Source organism: Candidatus Manganitrophaceae bacterium, assembly GCA_016200325.1.
In the GTDB taxonomy this organism is placed as follows: Bacteria; Nitrospirota; Nitrospiria; order SBBL01; family Manganitrophaceae; genus Manganitrophus.
Genome location: JACQEZ010000011.1, coordinates 191,743 through 207,828 on the forward strand (window position 1 = coordinate 191,743; position 16,086 = coordinate 207,828).

Annotated in this window: 14 protein-coding genes and 1 pseudogene; 10 read left to right on the plus strand and 5 right to left on the minus strand. The window is 56.3% G+C overall.

The window, feature by feature from the left end; genetic code table 11:
• Positions 1-22: 22 nt before the first annotated feature.
• The 5 genes and pseudogenes from HY282_08800 (at position 23) to HY282_08820 (ending at position 5,620) form a co-directional block, all read left to right on the plus strand.
• Entirely contained in the window at positions 23-508 is a 486-nt protein-coding gene (locus tag HY282_08800) for a hypothetical protein (protein MBI3803845.1), read from the plus strand.
• Between the two features lie 127 nt (positions 509-635).
• Positions 636-1,121, plus strand: a complete 486-nt coding sequence (locus HY282_08805; protein ID MBI3803846.1) for a gluconokinase — start codon at positions 636-638, stop codon at positions 1,119-1,121.
• Between the two features lie 662 nt (positions 1,122-1,783).
• A pseudogene (locus HY282_08810) lies at positions 1,784-3,493 on the plus strand (DNA topoisomerase VI subunit B).
• 209 nt (positions 3,494-3,702) lie between these two features.
• A complete protein-coding gene (locus HY282_08815; protein ID MBI3803847.1) occupies positions 3,703-4,812 on the plus strand; it encodes a DNA topoisomerase IV subunit A in 1,110 nt (369 codons plus the stop codon).
• Positions 4,813-4,846: 34 nt separating this feature from the next.
• Positions 4,847-5,620: a hypothetical protein gene (locus HY282_08820; protein MBI3803848.1), complete on the plus strand. Its 774-nt coding sequence runs from the start codon at positions 4,847-4,849 to the stop codon at positions 5,618-5,620.
• Positions 5,621-5,745: 125 nt separating this feature from the next.
• Here the strand turns inward: HY282_08820 and HY282_08825 are convergent, their stop codons facing one another.
• Together HY282_08825 and HY282_08830 are read right to left on the minus strand one after the other, a co-directional pair.
• Positions 5,746-6,207, minus strand: a complete 462-nt coding sequence (locus HY282_08825; GenBank protein ID MBI3803849.1) for a hypothetical protein — start codon at positions 6,205-6,207, stop codon at positions 5,746-5,748.
• Positions 6,208-6,510: 303 nt separating this feature from the next.
• Positions 6,511-8,649, minus strand: a complete 2,139-nt coding sequence (locus HY282_08830; protein ID MBI3803850.1) for a tetratricopeptide repeat protein — start codon at positions 8,647-8,649, stop codon at positions 6,511-6,513.
• 134 nt (positions 8,650-8,783) lie between these two features.
• Here HY282_08830 and HY282_08835 point away from each other — a divergent pair, with 134 nt between their 5' ends.
• Positions 8,784-9,128: a hypothetical protein gene (locus HY282_08835; protein ID MBI3803851.1), complete on the plus strand. Its 345-nt coding sequence runs from the start codon at positions 8,784-8,786 to the stop codon at positions 9,126-9,128.
• Between the two features lie 22 nt (positions 9,129-9,150).
• Here HY282_08835 and HY282_08840 read toward each other — a convergent pair whose 3' ends face one another.
• From HY282_08840 to HY282_08850, 3 genes are read right to left on the minus strand one after another with little or no spacing between them, the layout of a single operon-like run.
• Complete coding sequence (locus HY282_08840; GenBank protein MBI3803852.1) at positions 9,151-9,303, minus strand: hypothetical protein; 153 nt, start codon at positions 9,301-9,303, stop codon at positions 9,151-9,153.
• Positions 9,303-9,746 (minus strand): sxtJ, encoded by a 444-nt coding sequence (locus tag HY282_08845; protein MBI3803853.1) that lies wholly within the window; start codon positions 9,744-9,746, stop codon positions 9,303-9,305. The genes HY282_08840 and HY282_08845 overlap by 1 nt, the downstream gene beginning before the upstream one ends.
• The gene (locus tag HY282_08850) at positions 9,715-11,586 is read right to left on the minus strand and encodes a carbamoyltransferase (GenBank protein MBI3803854.1); all 1,872 of its coding nucleotides are present in this window, start codon (positions 11,584-11,586) and stop codon (positions 9,715-9,717) included. Before HY282_08850 ends, HY282_08845 begins: the two co-directional genes overlap by 32 nt.
• Positions 11,587-11,728: 142 nt before the next feature.
• On the opposite strand from HY282_08850, the gene HY282_08855 reads away from it, so the two are divergent.
• The 4 genes from HY282_08855 (at position 11,729) to HY282_08870 (ending at position 15,989) form a co-directional block, all read left to right on the plus strand.
• Positions 11,729-13,864: a tetratricopeptide repeat protein gene (locus HY282_08855; protein ID MBI3803855.1), complete on the plus strand. Its 2,136-nt coding sequence runs from the start codon at positions 11,729-11,731 to the stop codon at positions 13,862-13,864.
• A 281-nt stretch (positions 13,865-14,145) separates the two neighbouring features.
• Complete coding sequence (locus tag HY282_08860) at positions 14,146-14,574, plus strand: DUF4864 domain-containing protein (GenBank protein ID MBI3803856.1); 429 nt, start codon at positions 14,146-14,148, stop codon at positions 14,572-14,574.
• On the plus strand, positions 14,571-14,993 hold the full coding sequence (locus HY282_08865; GenBank protein ID MBI3803857.1) for a hypothetical protein: 423 nt from the start codon (positions 14,571-14,573) through the stop codon (positions 14,991-14,993). The genes HY282_08860 and HY282_08865 overlap by 4 nt, the downstream gene beginning before the upstream one ends.
• A 486-nt stretch (positions 14,994-15,479) precedes the next feature.
• Complete coding sequence (locus tag HY282_08870; GenBank protein MBI3803858.1) at positions 15,480-15,989, plus strand: hypothetical protein; 510 nt, start codon at positions 15,480-15,482, stop codon at positions 15,987-15,989.
• Positions 15,990-16,086: the final 97 nt, after the last annotated feature.

The following is a 16,086-nucleotide window of genomic DNA, read 5'->3' on the forward strand; positions in this document are numbered from 1 at the left end:
CACGCGTTGAGCGACGGCTAAGATGCAATTCCTTCCCAAAGGCTCTAATCGATTTAAAAAGATATCTACCATCGCCGGATTCATTTGGGGAATTCCGCTATTCTTGTTTTCGTTCTTCGGTATAATGGGCCGTGCACAAATTGATGTGTCGGGCACTATTCTTGAGTCTTCAACCCTTTGCGAGCAGCCCTCTAATAATCGATGCGTCACCAACTATACAATCCAATCGGATATGGATGGCTCATCGATCCGTTACTCTGCTGGCCCTAACGATCAGTCGCTGAACCCGCCACGTGGCACCTTCCCTTCAGGCACGGCAATCCAAAAACATAGGTGGTCACTCAAGTATTCTGTTAACGGCAAGGTCGTCGATGACTTTCCATTGGTGCTCTATTTGATAGATGGTATTGTCGGATTGTCATTATTGCTTACCGGGCTCATTGGAAGTATTTATTTCATTCGTAAATACGGTCTTGGAAAACTTCTATCCGGTGAATCACTCGATTAATGTTATCTCTGAAAAAGAGCGGTATCACGGACGCCTAACCTCCAACGCATACACAAAGCTAGGCCATTGAGACAGACTTCGGATACCCATGCCTACATTCCCCTCCTCCCAAATGCTAAAATGAACCATGGTCATCATTCTCTTCGGCGTGACAGGCGCGGGGAAAACCACCGTCGGCCAATTGCTTGCGAAAGAATTGGGCTGGACGTTTTATGATGCCGATGCCTTTCACTCTCCCGACAATATTCTAAAGATGCGGCAGGGCATTCCGCTCACCGACGCGGCGCGCCAGCCTTGGCTCGACTCCCTGCGAACGGCCGTCAGCGAGTGGGTGGCGCAGGGGAAGAATATCGTCTTGGCCTGCTCCGCGCTGAAAAAATCGTATCGACAATATCTGCGGGTGAGCAGCACCGTCCAGACGGTCTACCTGAAAGGAGAGCCGGGGCTGATCGAGGCGCGCCTTGAGAGGCGGCCCGATCACTTTATGAACCCCTCTTTGATCGGCAGTCAATTCGATACGTTGGAAGAGCCGGCCCGCGACGCGATGGTGGTGGAGGTCAACAAGCGTCCGGAGGAGATCGTGCAGGAAATCCGAAGCGCCCTACAAATTTAGAATCATCCTCAAGCAACCAACCCCTTCCATTGGAACTCTTTTCATGCACCTCCGATTGAGTTTTCCCTGCGAAACCGAAGCGGCCGCTTCATTAAAGGAATGATCTGATCTTCTTTTGGATTATAGATCGCCCGGCAGAGAGTGTGCAAAAATTGTTGTTATGACGGCGTGGTCACAAGATTCGGCATCATCCCGCAAAAGGAACATACTTTAACAACGTCTCGAAACCCAGCCTTTTCAAATCAAATGATCCTATACCAGGAGATACAAAAAAACCGAGCACGGCGCACCCTGACACCCTCCGACGCGACCTCCGCGACCTGCGGCCGCGTGATCAGATCGATATTCAGTCGTTCCTTTGGGTCCAAGGGTCGAATGAATATGCGACGTGATCCGTTCAATCGTTCGGAAGGACGCGGGCCGACCACGCGCAGCCGCTCTGCCGCGGAGGGTTCTTTCCTGAATGCCTCCCTTTCCCAGTGAGCCTGCCCGGTTGACTCTAAGAGGATTCTATTATACAAAAGAACGATGACCCAATCTTGAGAGGAGCCATGGCGAAACGCAGCAAGAGCGACCCCGATTCAGAAGCGTCCGGTAGCGGCGCAACCCCGAAATCCGAAACCCGCGCCGCCGCACCGAAGGAGACCCTCACCGCCGTCGAAATGGGGGCGCGGCAGCGGGAGATCTCCGTCGCCGAATTCTTTACCAAGAACCGGCACCTGCTCGGATTCGACTCCCCGAGAAAAGCAATGCTCACCTGCGTCAAAGAGGCGGTCGACAACGCGCTCGACGCCTGTGAGGAGGCGGGAATTCTGCCGGAGGTGACGGTCAAGCTCGAGATCGTCTCCACCGACGCGGCCCCGCCCCCGCCGAGCCAGGCGACGCGGTTTCGGATCACCGTCACCGACAATGGGCCCGGCATCATCCGCCAGCAGATTCCGCCGATCTTCGCGAAACTCCTCTACGGCTCCAAATTCCATCGGCTTCGGATGAGCCGCGGGCAGCAGGGGATCGGGATCTCGGCCGCCGGGATGTACGGCCAGCTGACGACCGGCCGGCCGGTCCAGATTATCTCCCGCACCGGCCCGAAGTCCCCCGCGCACTATTTCGAAGTTCAGATCGATACGAAGAAAAACGAGCCGTTGATCCTGGAGAAGAAGCAGGTCAACTGGGAGAACCCCCGCGGCACCCAGGTGGCGCTCGAGATCGAAGGGCGCTACCAGAAGGGGAGGGCGTCGGTCGATGATTATCTCGAGCAGACCTCCATCGCCAACCCGCACGTGAGACTCGTCTACGTCACCCCGGAGGGGGAGACCAAAGAGTACCCCCGGATGGTCCAGGAGCTCCCGGTCCCGCCGAAAGAGATCAAGCCGCATCCGTACGGGATCGAGTTCGGCATTCTACTGAAGATGCTGCAAGACACCAAAAGCCGCTGGCTCTCCGGATTCCTCTCCACCGATTTCAGCCGCGTCTCGACCAAGCTCGCCGAGGAGATCTGCAAGGCGGCGAAGCTGTCGCCCCAGATGAAGCCGCGCGATGTGATCGGGGCCGAGGCCGAGGCGCTCTATAAGGCGATCCAATCGACGAAGATCATGGCGCCGCCGACCAACTGCCTCTCGCCGATCGGAGAGAACGCCATCCTCGCCGGCCTCTACAAACAGATCAAGGGGGAATTCTACACGGCGGTCAGCCGCCCGCCGGCGGTCTACCGGGGCAACCCCTTTGCAATCGAAGCGGGGCTCGCCTATGGCAAGGCACCCGAGCCGGAGGGGAAAAAACCGGAAGAGAAAAAAGTACCGCTCGCCGAAGGGGAAGATCAGGAAGAAGACAGCGAGCTCGCCCGGGTGATCCGCTACGCAAACCGGGTCCCGCTCCTCTATCAGCAGTCGGCCTGCGCCACCTTCAAAGGGGTCGTCGACACCTCGTGGCGGAACTATGGCGTCTCGCAATCGAGAGGGGCGCTGCCGGCCGGCCCGATGGTGATCTTCGTCCACATGGCATCGGTCTGGGTGCCGTTCACCAGCGAATCGAAAGAGGCGATCGCCGATTACGATGAAATCCGAAAAGAGATTACGCTGGCGCTCCGCGAGTGCGGCCGGCGCCTTGGCGCCTTTATCAAACGGAGGGAGCGCGCCAAAGGAGAATTCCGCCGGCGCAATATCTTCGAGCTCTACATCGAAGAGGTCGTCGACGCCTGCAACCGGTTGAAAGGGGGAAAGCTCTCCGCGGAGAAACTCAAAGAGCAGCTGCAGAAGATCGCGCTGAAGCGGACCGGCGGCGAGAAGACCGACGCCGCCCTTGGGAAAACCGGAGAGGGCCCCGAAGGGCTTCCCCACTCGATCATCGTCACCGCGGAGGGGGTCGAAGGGGATGCGCCGGTGATCAACGACGAAGCACCCGACGCAACCCCTCCTGCGGAAGGAATTCTAAAAGAGCCGGATGCGGCCAAAAATGAAGATCGCCCTGAAGACGAAGACGCTCCTGCGGGGCCGGCGAAAACCAAACGGAAAGTTCAGCCGGTGGCAAAGGCAAAGAATCTTTCGAAAAAACAGACCCCAGGCAAAAAGAAGTAGGAGACAGCATGGCGAAAAAGAAAGCGGAGCACAAGATCACCCCGGTGGAGAAGAAGCTGATCGGCGTCGCCGATGCGGTGATCACCGCCGCGGAGCGGAAGCAAGATCCCACCCTCTCGATTCCGATCCGATCTCTCTCGAACGTCACCTTCAGCGAGAAGAAGGGGATGATCGAGATGGGGAAGAAGAAACAGGAGCGCTCGTTCTTCAACGTCGGGATGGCGAAGAAGTTCATGCAGACGGTGCTCGTCGCCGACGCCCTCTCCGAGCTGCAGCGGGCCGGCCTCACGACGTCGCTCAGGGAGATCTACTACCGGACCAAACACACGCTGAAAGACTCGAACGAAAACACCTTCGACAACCAGGACGAATCCGATCCGGTGATTGAAGATCTCGAGGCGTCGCTTGAGGCGCTCCGCGAAGAGCTCCATGTCCGCGCCGAGAGCGCGGGGAGCGTCATCGGGCCGCTCGTCCTCCTCGACGACGGCGACACGGTGAATTGTATGCGGCTCGGGAAAGGGGGCTATTCGGTCCCGTCGATCGTCGAGCCGGAATATCTTTCGATCAAGAAATGCACCGCCGACTTCGTTTTGCTCGTCGAGAAGGGAACGCAGTGGAACCGCCTCTCGGAAGACAAGTTCTGGCGCCGGTACAACTGCATCTTGCTCACCGGCAACGGCCAGCCCCCCCGCGGCATCCGCCGCTTGACCCGCCGGCTGCATGAAGAGAAAGGTCTCCCCGTTTATGTGCTCGTCGACAACGATCCCTGGGGCTACTACATCTACTCGGTCGTGAAGCAAGGCTCGATCAACCTCGCCTTCGAAAGCCAGCGGATGGCGATCCCGAAAGCGAAGTTCATCGGCCTCTCCAGCGGCGACCCCGAGACCTACGGCCTCCCGCGCAACGTCGGCATCAAGCTCAACGAAAAAGACATCGCCCGCGCCAAAGAGCTCCTCGCCTACCCCTGGTTCCAGAAAACCGCTTGGCAGGAAGAGATCAAGCGGATGCTCGCCAGCGGCCTCAAGTATGAGCTCGACGCGCTGGCCAACAAAGACTTCCAGTATCTGACGAAGAAGTATCTTCCGAAAAAGCTGAAAGAGAGAGACTGGCTCGATTAGAGATATACTTTTCATTAGCTTATGCTATCTGACTTTGATAAATGTTGAGGATTTTCGGGAAGCTTCCCTGCAGCTGGACAACTCCCTTGCCGAAGCTAATCTTATTTCGTTCCCTATCCGTCTACAACGCGCAGAATTAGCGGCTGATATCCTTTCATTCTCTCCAGTTTTCCGAGAAATACATATAAAAGCTGTCCAAGATTGTGTGGAACAGACCAGACTATTTAACGTTCTGGAGGCTGAAAACCCGATAAAGCACTTCGACACCCTAGGGGAGATGCAAGATAACTTCACGGATAAGGAGTCGCGAGAAAAGCTTGATAGATATTTTGATCAATCCAAACAGCTTATGAGAATGACAGATAAATCATCCGCTAGCCTGAGGGTCGGATATAAAGCATTCTTCTATTTCATTAGAACATATCATGACTCTCTGTATAAAACCCTTTTGAGTATTATCCGCCAACAGGCTGGAAGGGCGAGTGCAATGACAGACACTTTTGATCATAAGAAAAAGGAATTTAAACTTAATAATCCAGTAGCTCAAATAATAAGAACTTCATATCCTGATTATATTAACTGGTTTTTGAGCTGGCGAGAAAAGCGCAATGCGATCAAAACTGGCGTTGGTATAGCCTATATAGGACCAAGCTATGACCTCGGAATTTCGTTTAACAAACTAAATGAAAATGGAGAATTTATACCAAATTTCGAAGTCATCCGTATAACTGATGTAATTAGTGCACTAACCGCGAGTACCAAGATCACATCCATTGCTCAAAAAGAAGTTATACACCGCATTCATTAACATGATCCAGCTTTACGACTCCTCGGCATAATTATCATCCCTATATGAGCGGCTGAAAGTGTTCGTCGACCGTTAGCCAGGGTCGATCACCGTAACGGGAACGCACGACGGCAGAGACGTCCCACCTAAAACTTCTGTGCGGCTCGATCAAACGACTCGTGCAGCGTTTGATAGCTCTCCACGAATCCTTTCTTGACCTCTTCCCACGCGGCGGCGGAGCTCTGCGTCATCGACCCGACCCACTTCGCCACCTCCGCCCGCTCCTTTTTAATCGCCTCCAGCGAGGCGGTGGCGCTCTTGCGGGCCGACTCCTCCATCCGGCCCCAGTTCTTTTTCATCTTCGATTCCATCGCAGCAATCTCGACATCGAGATGATCCAAGACCGCCCTCCCCTTTTTCACCGCTTCGTCGCGCTGGTCGGCCGAATACTTCTTGATTGCATCGACCGCCTCTTGCACTTCCTGTCCGACCTGTTTCTGAGAGATCTTCTCCCCCGAAATGGGATCGGCAGAAAAAGCCGGCATCTCTGAAAAGCAGCCGACCGATGCAACGATCAATAGGGCGCAGGTTGTTTTATAATGTTTCATCGCGTCTCTCTCCTTATCGTCCCCTGAGAAATAAAACCGTAGATTACCACGAACCGATTAAATCATAAAGCATTTCTGAACGTCCGACAGTCGACTTCGGCAAGGGTCTCGTTCTACGATAGATTGACAACCGATCGGAATCAGAAGATACCTCGATTTTATATCCGAGGCTCTATGGAGCTTCGAAACCGAACAGAAGGTGGAACATCCGAACCGTCGCGCAAAAACAACCCCACCCTGAAAAGGAAAAGTAACGCAAGCACTGCGGATCCCTATATGATCTAGCCGACCGATTTTAGGTCGTTACGGCTTCCGTGCCGCCAGCGCCTCTTCCAAATTTTTCTTCGCCGCCGGATCGTCCGGATTTAATCGGACCGCCTCGGAGAGGTGTGGAATCGCCTCTTCCACCCTCCCCTGCTTTTTCAGAATCACCCCAAGATAGAAATGCGCCAGCGGTTGGTCCGGGTTCAACCGAACCCCCTCGCGGCCGTGCGGCAACGCCTCCTCATACCGCTGCGCCTTGGTCAAAAGGATCGCCAAATTTAAATGAGCATATCCAAAATCGGGCGCCCGCTTCAGCGCCGCATCGAGATGACGCCGCGCCTCCTCGTTCTCCCCCTTTTTCGCGAGGAGGACCGCCAGATCGGTCAGCGCAACCGGGTTGTCCGGATACCGCCGAAGCTCCTCTCGGTATTGCTCGATCGCCTCCTCATTTCTCCCTTGCTGCACCAACAATCTCGCCAGCCTGTGATGAAGGTCGGGCTCCTCCACTCCGAGGGCGATGACCTGCCGAATGTAAAAGATCGCATCATCGAACGCGCCCCGCCCCATTGAAGAGGTGGTCAACCGTTTATAGATCTCCGCGTCGGGGCCGAGCGCCTCCAGAGCACGCAGGAAGACCTGATGGGCCTCATGAAACTTTCCGGCCCAATCGAGCGTCTTTCCCAGCGTCTTCAACGCGACCCCCTCCGCCTTCCGATCAAAGCCCGACATCACCTCTCTGTCCACGTTCACGATCGCCGCCTCGCCCCACGACCGATCCGGCCGAACGATTCCCCGTTGGATCATCTGATCAAGCAGCGCCAAACCCAACATCCGATATCCGTTGATGTTGGTGTGAATATGGTCGACGAAATATTCTTTTCCCAAAATCGGAGGGAGGTTCTTCTGCTCACGCGCATAGGCTTCCTTGAGCAGGCGGGGGAAATCGACCCGCGGAACCCCTTCGTCCGAGGTCACCTCTTCCACGATTCGCTGCATGGCACTCAAGATCCGCAAGGGGGTGATGTCCTCATCGACGGCCCGCCAGAACGCCTTCTCCGCCTCGTCATATCTGCCCGTCTCATAAAGAACCTGTCCGACTCGGTAGTGGAGCTCGGCATAGCGGTCGTCGATCGCAAGCGCTTGTTGATAGAGCGGCAGTGCCTCGCTGAAGCGGCCCTGGTTCTGCAACTCGCCCGCGCGCCGGTAGAGATCTTCCCACCTGCGGAGTGGATCATCGCCGAGTCCCGCTTTGTGCTCGCTTTTGAACGGGGACATGTCTTTGAGGTTCACCGCCGGTTGGACGAAGAGGATCTCCGCGCCGCTGCCGCGGGCGATCTGGACCATTCGTTTTAGATTGAGGCGATAGTGGTTGATGATCTGCCGCTTGAGCGGATCGTCGCGGTGATAAGTCGTCGGGCCGAGGGTGTGATCGAGGATATCATCGACCTCGCCGCTCAGCTGATAGCGCTCCTTGGCATTTTTGAGCGGGTCGGGTCGGACAACCTCGATTGCCTTTTTCATCGCCGCCCAGGTCCGGGTCCGGCTGAGGAGGGCGCCGGCCCGAAGCGCCGCGCCGGGGAGCTCGGCAAGCGTCCCATAGGAGCGCTGTTCGAGGAATTCGTTTTGCCCGGAGTAGACGATAAAAAGGTCGGGTTGGTATTGCTTCAGCTCATTCATCAGGTGGGTCACCCGGTAGCTGGCGTAGCTGATCCCTCCGGCGTTGATCACCTCCCATTGGCGCGACGGATCGGCCGCTTTCAGATAGGCCCGCAGCCACCCGCAAAACGAGAACCGATCTTTGTAAGGGTGACCGTACGTCGTCGATCCCCCCAAGCAGAAGATCCGATAGCTGTTGCGCCCCTTCTCCTTGGGGAAGAGTTGATCCTCATTAAAAAAATGCCATTTGTTTTGAGCGACCTTGAGGAGAACCGATCCATCCGGCTGACGATCTTCGACGAAGAGAGGAATATTCTGTGCGAATCCGACGAAGGGATCGTCGGTGACGAGGACGGGACGGACGCCGGCCAGCGCCAAGATCAGCTCCAGGGCGCCGAAAAAGAGGGTGACGATGATCGTTGTAAATAAGATTATTTTCCAGAATGGGCGGAGCCGGGGCGACGGGTTTAGCGAAGCGCCTTCAGTATAGGTCGAATTTTCTTTCTGATTCTCTTCCGTCATTGCACAAAAAAATTATAACATCGAATGAGGACGATCCAAAATTAAAAGCGCTTTAATCCGGGAAGCCTCATCGAGATGATTGACTTGAAAGGGCTAAAGCAGTAAATTGCGTGTTCGATTCCTCGGATCTTAAAATGAAAAGACAAGTTCGCTCGGCCGCTCCGGCCGCGTGGGGCGCCGGGCTTATCTATATCGTGATCGGCGTGATCTGGCATTTCACAAATTTTTATCTGGACGGCCCGACGGCGCTCTACGGGTCGGTCATCTTCTTTATCGTTCACATGCCGGGGCTCCTCCTCTCGAAGCTCTTTTATCTCTACGATCCGAATGAGCCTGATTACATCAAACATCTGGTTGCCCTTTTTATGATTGGGGTGAACGGCGCGCTGGCCGGCCTGGTGGTGCTGTTTTGCAAGGAGACAAAAAGAAGAATTGCGGAGGGGGCCGCTCCTGAATCGCGGGGAGGCTCGCCGGGCTGAAGCCATGATCGGGCTACGCCGTTCAGAAAAGGGTATAGATAAACGGCCCGACGGCCGCGCTTTGCGTCAGGACGATCAGCGTTCCGAGCAGCACCAAGATCAAGATAATCGGCGCCAGCCAAAACTTCTTGCGCTCTTTCATAAAAGCCAAGAGGTCTTTCAAAAACTCAATCATTAGAAGGGTCTCTTCATCTGTTTCCGGTCCGCCGCTTTGCTTTGGATCCGGTAGCTGATTATATCACGCTTCCAGGTGCGCCGAAGCGGGTCCCATCCCGACCGCCGCATGAAAAATCCGACCGGAAAGAAGACGAGGTAAAAAAGAACGGCTAAAATAATCCGGGTATTAATCCATCCGAGAAGACCGCCGACGATCGTCCAACCATAAAAGACAGGCGCCAAGGTCGTCGGCGCAACCAGGCCCCAGAAAATAAAGAGCGCTCCGAGCGTCCAAGGCCAACGCGCAGGCGTCAGGCTCCAGAGCCAGGGAAACAGAAGGCCAAAACAGCCCGCGATAAAAAGCCCCAAGGTGAGGCCGAAGGAACGCAGCTCTTTCGCCGTCGGCGGGGCGGGCCGCTTGAAGACCGGATCAATCCAGGTCGAACGTCTCTTTCCAGTCATCTTCTTTTTTCCATGCAGGCTGTTTTGTTTTGGCCAGCAAAAAATTCTCCAAGACCAGATAATCGATTTCGGTCCGCATGAAGCAGCGGTACGCCTCTTCCGGCGTGCAGACGATCGGCTCCCCGCGGACATTGAAGGAGCTGTTAACCAGGACCGGACAGCCGGTTCGCCGTTCAAACGCTTCAATGAGTTTGTAATACCGGGGATTCGTCTCCGGATGCACCGTCTGAATTCGGGCCGAATAATCGATATGCGTCACGGCGGGGATCGACGAGCGTTTGACCTGGAGCCGGTCGATCCCAAAGCGTTGTCGCGGAGCGGTCGCCGCTCCCTTTTCTGGGTTATCGGGCGGCATCGGAGTGCGGCGCGCCTCACGGACCGATGCGGTTAGGAGCATGTACGGACTCGGCCGGTCGAGGTCGAACCAGGCGGAGGCCGATTCGCTGAGAACCGACGGTGCAAACGGACGGAACGACTCCCGGTATTTGATCTTCAGGTTCATCACCGATTGCATCTTCTCGCTCCGGGGATCGCCGAGGATCGAGCGGGCGCCGAGGGCGCGGGGGCCGAATTCCATCCGTCCCTGAAACCACCCGACGACCTGTTCATTCGCCAGAATCTCCGCGACGGAATTCATCAACGACGCGTCGTCCAAAGATTCATAGACGGCGCCGACCGAATCGAGATAGGCCTCGATCTCGGACGCGCTAAACCGAGGCCCGAGAAACGCGCCGGCCATCCGGTCGGCGCCGGTCACCCTCCGCGGCCGGTCATGATATTGATGCCAGAGGGCCCACGCGGCGCCGAGCGCGCCGCCGGCATCTCCCGCCGCCGGCTGAATCCAAAGATCCCGGTACGGTCCTTCCCGAACGAGCCGTCCATTGGCGACGCAGTTGAGCGCGACCCCGCCGGCGAGACAAAGCTGATCGACCCCGAGTTCCCGATGAATCGTTCTGGCCAGCCGTAAAACAACCTCTTCGGTGACGACCTGGATGGAGCGGGCAAGGTTCATCTCCCGTTGGGTGAGATTCTCCTCCGGCGCGCGCGGCGGTCCGCCGAAGAGCGCATTGAATTTGGCATTCGTCATCCTCAGGCCGGTGGGGTAGTCGAAGTAGTCGAGGTTCAGACGGAAGGTTCCGTCCTCTTTGAGATCCAACAAGTGCTTTAAGATCAGATCGACATATTCCGGTTCGCCGTAGGGGGCCAACCCCATTAATTTATACTCCCCGGAGTTGACTTTGAATCCGGCGTAATAGGTGAATGCCGAGTAGAGGAGGCCGAGCGAGTGGGGAAAGTCGATCTGCCACTGCGGGGTCAGCGTGTTCCCCTCCCCGAGCCAGACCGACGTGGTCGCCCACTCTCCGACGCCGTCCATGCAGAGGATCGCCGCGCGGGGAAAAGGGCTTGGATAAAATGCGGAAGCGGCGTGGGCCTGATGGTGCTCGGTAAAATAGAGCGAAGGGAGCGCCGACACCCGGCATTGTCCGAGACGCGCCAGCGCTTTTTTAAGTTGGCCTTTTAAGAAAAGTTTTTCCTTAAGCCAGACCGGCATGGCGGCGGCAAAGGAGCGGTATCCGCGGGGGGCGGAGGCGAGGTAGGTCTCAATCAGCCGCTCGAATTTGACCAGCGGCTTATCGTAGAAGACGATCGCATCGAGATCGGCGAGGCGAAGTCCCGCCTCTTTGAGGCAATACGAAATCGCCCGGTCGGGAAACCGGGCATCGTGTTTCCGCCGGGTAAAGCGTTCTTCCTGCGCGGCCGCCACGATTTCGCCGTCGCGCAGCAATGCCGCAGCGCTGTCATGGTAATAGGCCGATATTCCTAAAATGGTGAATGCCATGCTGTTCTTTTCTGTTAAGCGAATTGCCCCTCGATCTTTACACCTCCCCTCTTCCTTGTCAAGAGATCGGTGTGCTTCAGAATGCCCCCGCCTGATGGAAACCCTGGATCGAAACCCCTTTACATGTTAAAATCACCGCAGAATGAGTCAGGAACCGGAAAAAAACGACGCCGTCTCTCCGCGACCCCGCCCGTTTTGGAAAAGCATTTTATTCACGATCCTCATCGTGACCCTCTTCTTTGGGACCCTGGAGCTGACCCTGGCGCTGACCGGCGTCCGTCCCGTCCTCGTCACCGAAGATCCCTTTGTCGGATTCGCCCAAAACATCCCCCTCTTTATCGAAGCCGGGCAGCCGGACGGATCGATCCTCCTCCAGACCGCTCCAAGCAAAATTGCCTTTTTTAACTATCAAGCGTTTCCCAAGGTAAAAGGAGAGAAGAGCTATCGGATTTTCTGCATGGGGGAATCGACGACGGTCGGTCATCCCTACTACGATCCGGTGTCGTTTTGCGGCTGGCTGCGGGCCTTTTTGAAGGCCGCTGATCCATCCCGAAATTGGGAGGTGATCAATGCCGGCGGCGTCAGCTATGCCAGCTACCGGATCGCCAACCTGATGGAGGAGCTGAGCCGATATCAGCCCGACCTTTTTATCGTCTACTGCGGGCAGAATGAATTCCTCGAGCGGCGCTCCTATGGACGCCTGATGGCGCTGCCCGACTGGGCGCTGCGGGGAAGCGCCCTCCTCAGCCGGACCCGGACCTGGGCGGCGATGAAAGAGGCAATCGGCGTCGTTCGGCCCGACCCGCTCAAAAATGCAAAAGAGCGCTACCAACTGAGCGGCGAGGTCGATGAGATCCTCACCCATACGGTCGGCCCGACGAGCTATCACCGCGATGACCCGCTCAAGCGGCAGGTCCTAAAACACTACCGCTATGGAATGGAGCGGATGGCACAGATCGCGCGGGGTGCGGGGGCCCAGATCGTCTTCGTCCAGCCGGCGGTGAACCTCAAAGACATGTCCCCGTTCAAGAGCGAGCACAAGGCGGGACTCGGCGACGATGCGCTTCACATGTGGGAAGATCTCTACCGGCGCGCGAGCGAGCTGCAGGGGCAAGGCCACGTCAGCGACGCATTGCCGCTCTACCGCCAAGCGCTTGCGATCGACGATCGTTATGCCGAGCTGCATTACCGAATCGGACAGGTTCTCTATGAGACAGGTCAGTATGACGAAGCGGAGAAGGTCTTCTGGCGCGCCGTCGATGAGGACATCGCCCCCTTGCGAATCTTAAGTCCCATGCAGCGCATCGTGGAGGAGGTCGCCTCCGACGCAGGCGCGCCGTTGGTCGATTTCCCGCGTCTGCTCAAAGAAGCCTATGTGCGCGAGCAGAAGAACCTCCCTCCAATCTTGGGAAAAGAATATTTCGTTGACCATGTCCACACCAACATCAAAGGCTACCGGATGTTGGGGCTCGCGTTGTTCGACGCGCTGGTCAGAGAAAAAGTTGTGAAGCCGGACGCCGCTTGGAACAGCGAGAAGGTCGAGCAGGTCACCCGCCAGGTGCTCGCCGGCTTTAGCGTGAATGACGCGGCGGAGGCGCTTCGCATCCTGGGACGGACGCTGAATTGGGCCGGAAAACTGGAAGAGGCGCAGAACGCATTGCGGCAGGCCTTAGAACTTCAGGGACCGCATCCCGATACATACTATTTTCTGGTGACGGTCTTGTCGCGGCAAGGGAAATATGATGACGCCATCAACGCTCTTCGTCAGATGATCAGCCACTACCCTCAAAAATCGGGGCCCCGTCTGAAACTCGCGGAGCTGTTGGTGCAACAGGGCAAGCCCGACGAAGCGATCCTGCAGCTGCAAGAGGAACTTCAACTCAATCCCAACGCGCCCAACGCGCCAAACGCGCCCAACGCGAACCTCGCCCATACCGAGCTGGCGGCCCTCCTCGTCAAAAAAGGAGAGGTGGCGGCGGCGATTCGTCACTTTGATGCCGCCCTTAGACTCAATCCCAATGACGAGTATGCCCACCTCTTTTTGGCGCGCCTCTTCACCCAGCAACGGAGAGACGACGAGGCGTTGCCCCATCTGCGCGAGGTCATCCGGATCAATCCCGGTCAGCACCTCGCCCATTACGGTCTCGGCGCGATATTGAGAAAACGAGGAGAATTCGACGAAGCGGTCAAGCATCTCTCCGAGGCGATCCGACTGAATTCAAATGACGCGTCGTATCGGAACGAGCTGCAAGCGGCGCGCGATCGGGCAAACAAATAAAGCGCACTCTGGTCGGTCAGCTCTGGGTCGTCGCATAGGCGATCATGTTCCCTCCCCCGGCCCGTGAGAGGCATAGCCGCCTAATAGGTGTCATGTTGAGTCTCGCGGCGATCAACGATGGTTGTTTTTTTGGGCCATCCCTCCTCAGATCGATCCCTCAACCGGGATCCAAGCGGCCGGTCCTTTACTTTGCTGACGCAATTCTATAAGCTCATCCTGCTATGAAGATCGCCTGCTCTCTCATCGTCCTCTCTTTATTCGCTTTATTCGAAGGCACTGCGATGGCGGCCTTTGACCCCATTCATTCAACCGACCTGATCCAATCGGTCATCCAACAGCAGATGGCCGCCTTCAACAAGGAGGACTACCCGACCGCCTACACCCTTGCCTCGAAGTCGATCCGCCAACGGCTCTCGAAAGAACGCTTTGAGACGATGGTCCGGTCCGGTTACCCGCAGATCGCGAATTCCCACCTCGTCTCCTTCGGAGAGACCCTCTTCTCGGACGATACACAGGCGGCGGTCGCGACGGTCCATGTGACCGGGAAAGACCATGTGACGGTCATCGCACGATATCTGATGGTCCTCGAAGGAGAGGGATGGAAGATCAACGGCGTAACGATCGTGGAAGAGTTCCAGCCGATCCGATCCGGTCCCGCCGGCAGAAGATCAGCGCGCTCCCGAGAATCTGAACGGCTCTGTCACTTATGACCGGGAACTTCGTCTTTCGCGGGTTTGTGACCAGCGCCGTCGTCACCCTGCCGGTCGGAGCGATCGTCTTTCGTCTCCTTCCCGGCTGGAACGGGCTCGTCGGCGATCTCGGCGAGAGCGGGGCGTGGACCCTCTTGATTGTTTCCCACCTGATTTACAGCCTGGTCATCGGGCTCGCCACCTATGGCTTCCTGACCGCACTGGAAAAATTCAACTACCAAGGAAGCGTCTTCGGCGCCGGTCTCAGCGCGGCGGTCACCGTCACGCTCGCCAACGTTGCGACCGTCTGGTACTCGGTCGATTTCGGCGGCGCTTTTGTTTTCTCGCTTTGGATCGCCTGGATGGCCTGGGTGGTTAATTTCTTGGTTTTTCTCGGCGTGAGATTGCTGGACCGTTCGAGCCAACCGAAAAGATCCTAAGGCGCCGAGGTGGCCCGCGTGATTGAGCCGCTCTGCATCCTTTGGTGCGTCTCCGGTTTTTTTACGCAACGATTGGATGCATGCTTTCAAGATGCTCTCCGCCTAGAACGCCATTGGAATGAAGTGAACGATTCACTTCCTTCCAATCCCGACGGAACGCAGCAGCCTGCTTTTAAAAACTAAAAACGCGCGAAACCCTCCCGATCCGAACTCCGCAACAGTCCATACAGCAAGCCTCCTCTGCGATTCCACTCCCGCAAAGGGAATCATCCTTATTCCGAAAGCATTAGCCGAAAAGGATTAAACGGATGAGCCCGAGGTAGTATAGATTCGCGTGCTTCGACTATGTGAAAATAATATTACAGAAAAATAATATTACAAACGATCAGTTGAGAGCCTAGGAGTCCAATCGGATCTCTATCCTGTTTTATCGCAAGACCGCAGCATCACAAATCAGACAGGACCAATGACGAAGGAGGAGTAAAAATGAAAAAACAGCTGCTGAAGGGATTTTTGATTTTGGCGACAATATCACAGGTCGGCTATGCCGGATATGGTTTTGCGGCAGATGGGCCCGGCGCGCCGCCCGAAAGAATCAATGGAACGATTGAGAGGATCGACGATCATGCAATCGCCGTGAGGACCGATTCCGGTGCCGTGATGAGTTATCCGATCAGCAAAAGCAGGCGAGACGACTTCAGCTCGTACACCCAGGGAGAAAAGGTCGTCGTGGAAAGGACTTGGGCAAACCGGAGCATCAATGTCTTTCCGGCAACCGTGATCTCCGCCAATCAGGGATACCGGACGATCCATGGAAAGGTCCAGACGTTTAGCCCGTCGGATGAGCGACTGACCGTGGTGACCCACAACGGAGAAACGGAAACCTTCACAGTGAAGGGCCCCGCCATTCAGAAGATGAACTCCATCCGGGAGGGATCTCGCGTCACCGTGGAAGTCGATGATCAAAATCGTGTTGTCGGCATTCACAAGGGGTAACACTAGAGGGTACTTTTACCGCGCTGTCTTCTGCTTCTATATCCCACCTCCGGCGCGCATAAAAAGAGGCCTTGCGGGTGAGCCGCAAGGCCTCTTT

Coding starts and splice junctions, on each gene's coding strand:
- HY282_08815 (MBI3803847.1), top strand. CDS start 3,703: ATGGCGAAAAAGAAAGCGGAGCACAAGATCACCCCGGTGGAGAAGAAG.
- HY282_08870 (MBI3803858.1), top strand. CDS start 15,480: ATGAAAAAACAGCTGCTGAAGGGATTTTTGATTTTGGCGACAATATCA.
- HY282_08825 (MBI3803849.1), bottom strand. CDS start 6,207: ATGAAACATTATAAAACAACCTGCGCCCTATTGATCGTTGCATCGGTC.
- HY282_08805 (MBI3803846.1), top strand. CDS start 636: ATGGTCATCATTCTCTTCGGCGTGACAGGCGCGGGGAAAACCACCGTC.
- HY282_08845 (MBI3803853.1), bottom strand. CDS start 9,746: ATGACTGGAAAGAGACGTTCGACCTGGATTGATCCGGTCTTCAAGCGG.
- HY282_08855 (MBI3803855.1), top strand. CDS start 11,729: ATGAGTCAGGAACCGGAAAAAAACGACGCCGTCTCTCCGCGACCCCGC.
- HY282_08860 (MBI3803856.1), top strand. CDS start 14,146: ATGGCGGCCTTTGACCCCATTCATTCAACCGACCTGATCCAATCGGTC.
- HY282_08840 (MBI3803852.1), bottom strand. CDS start 9,303: ATGATTGAGTTTTTGAAAGACCTCTTGGCTTTTATGAAAGAGCGCAAG.
- HY282_08835 (MBI3803851.1), top strand. CDS start 8,784: ATGAAAAGACAAGTTCGCTCGGCCGCTCCGGCCGCGTGGGGCGCCGGG.
- HY282_08865 (MBI3803857.1), top strand. CDS start 14,571: ATGACCGGGAACTTCGTCTTTCGCGGGTTTGTGACCAGCGCCGTCGTC.
- HY282_08830 (MBI3803850.1), bottom strand. CDS start 8,649: ATGACGGAAGAGAATCAGAAAGAAAATTCGACCTATACTGAAGGCGCT.
- HY282_08800 (MBI3803845.1), top strand. CDS start 23: ATGCAATTCCTTCCCAAAGGCTCTAATCGATTTAAAAAGATATCTACC.
- HY282_08850 (MBI3803854.1), bottom strand. CDS start 11,586: ATGGCATTCACCATTTTAGGAATATCGGCCTATTACCATGACAGCGCT.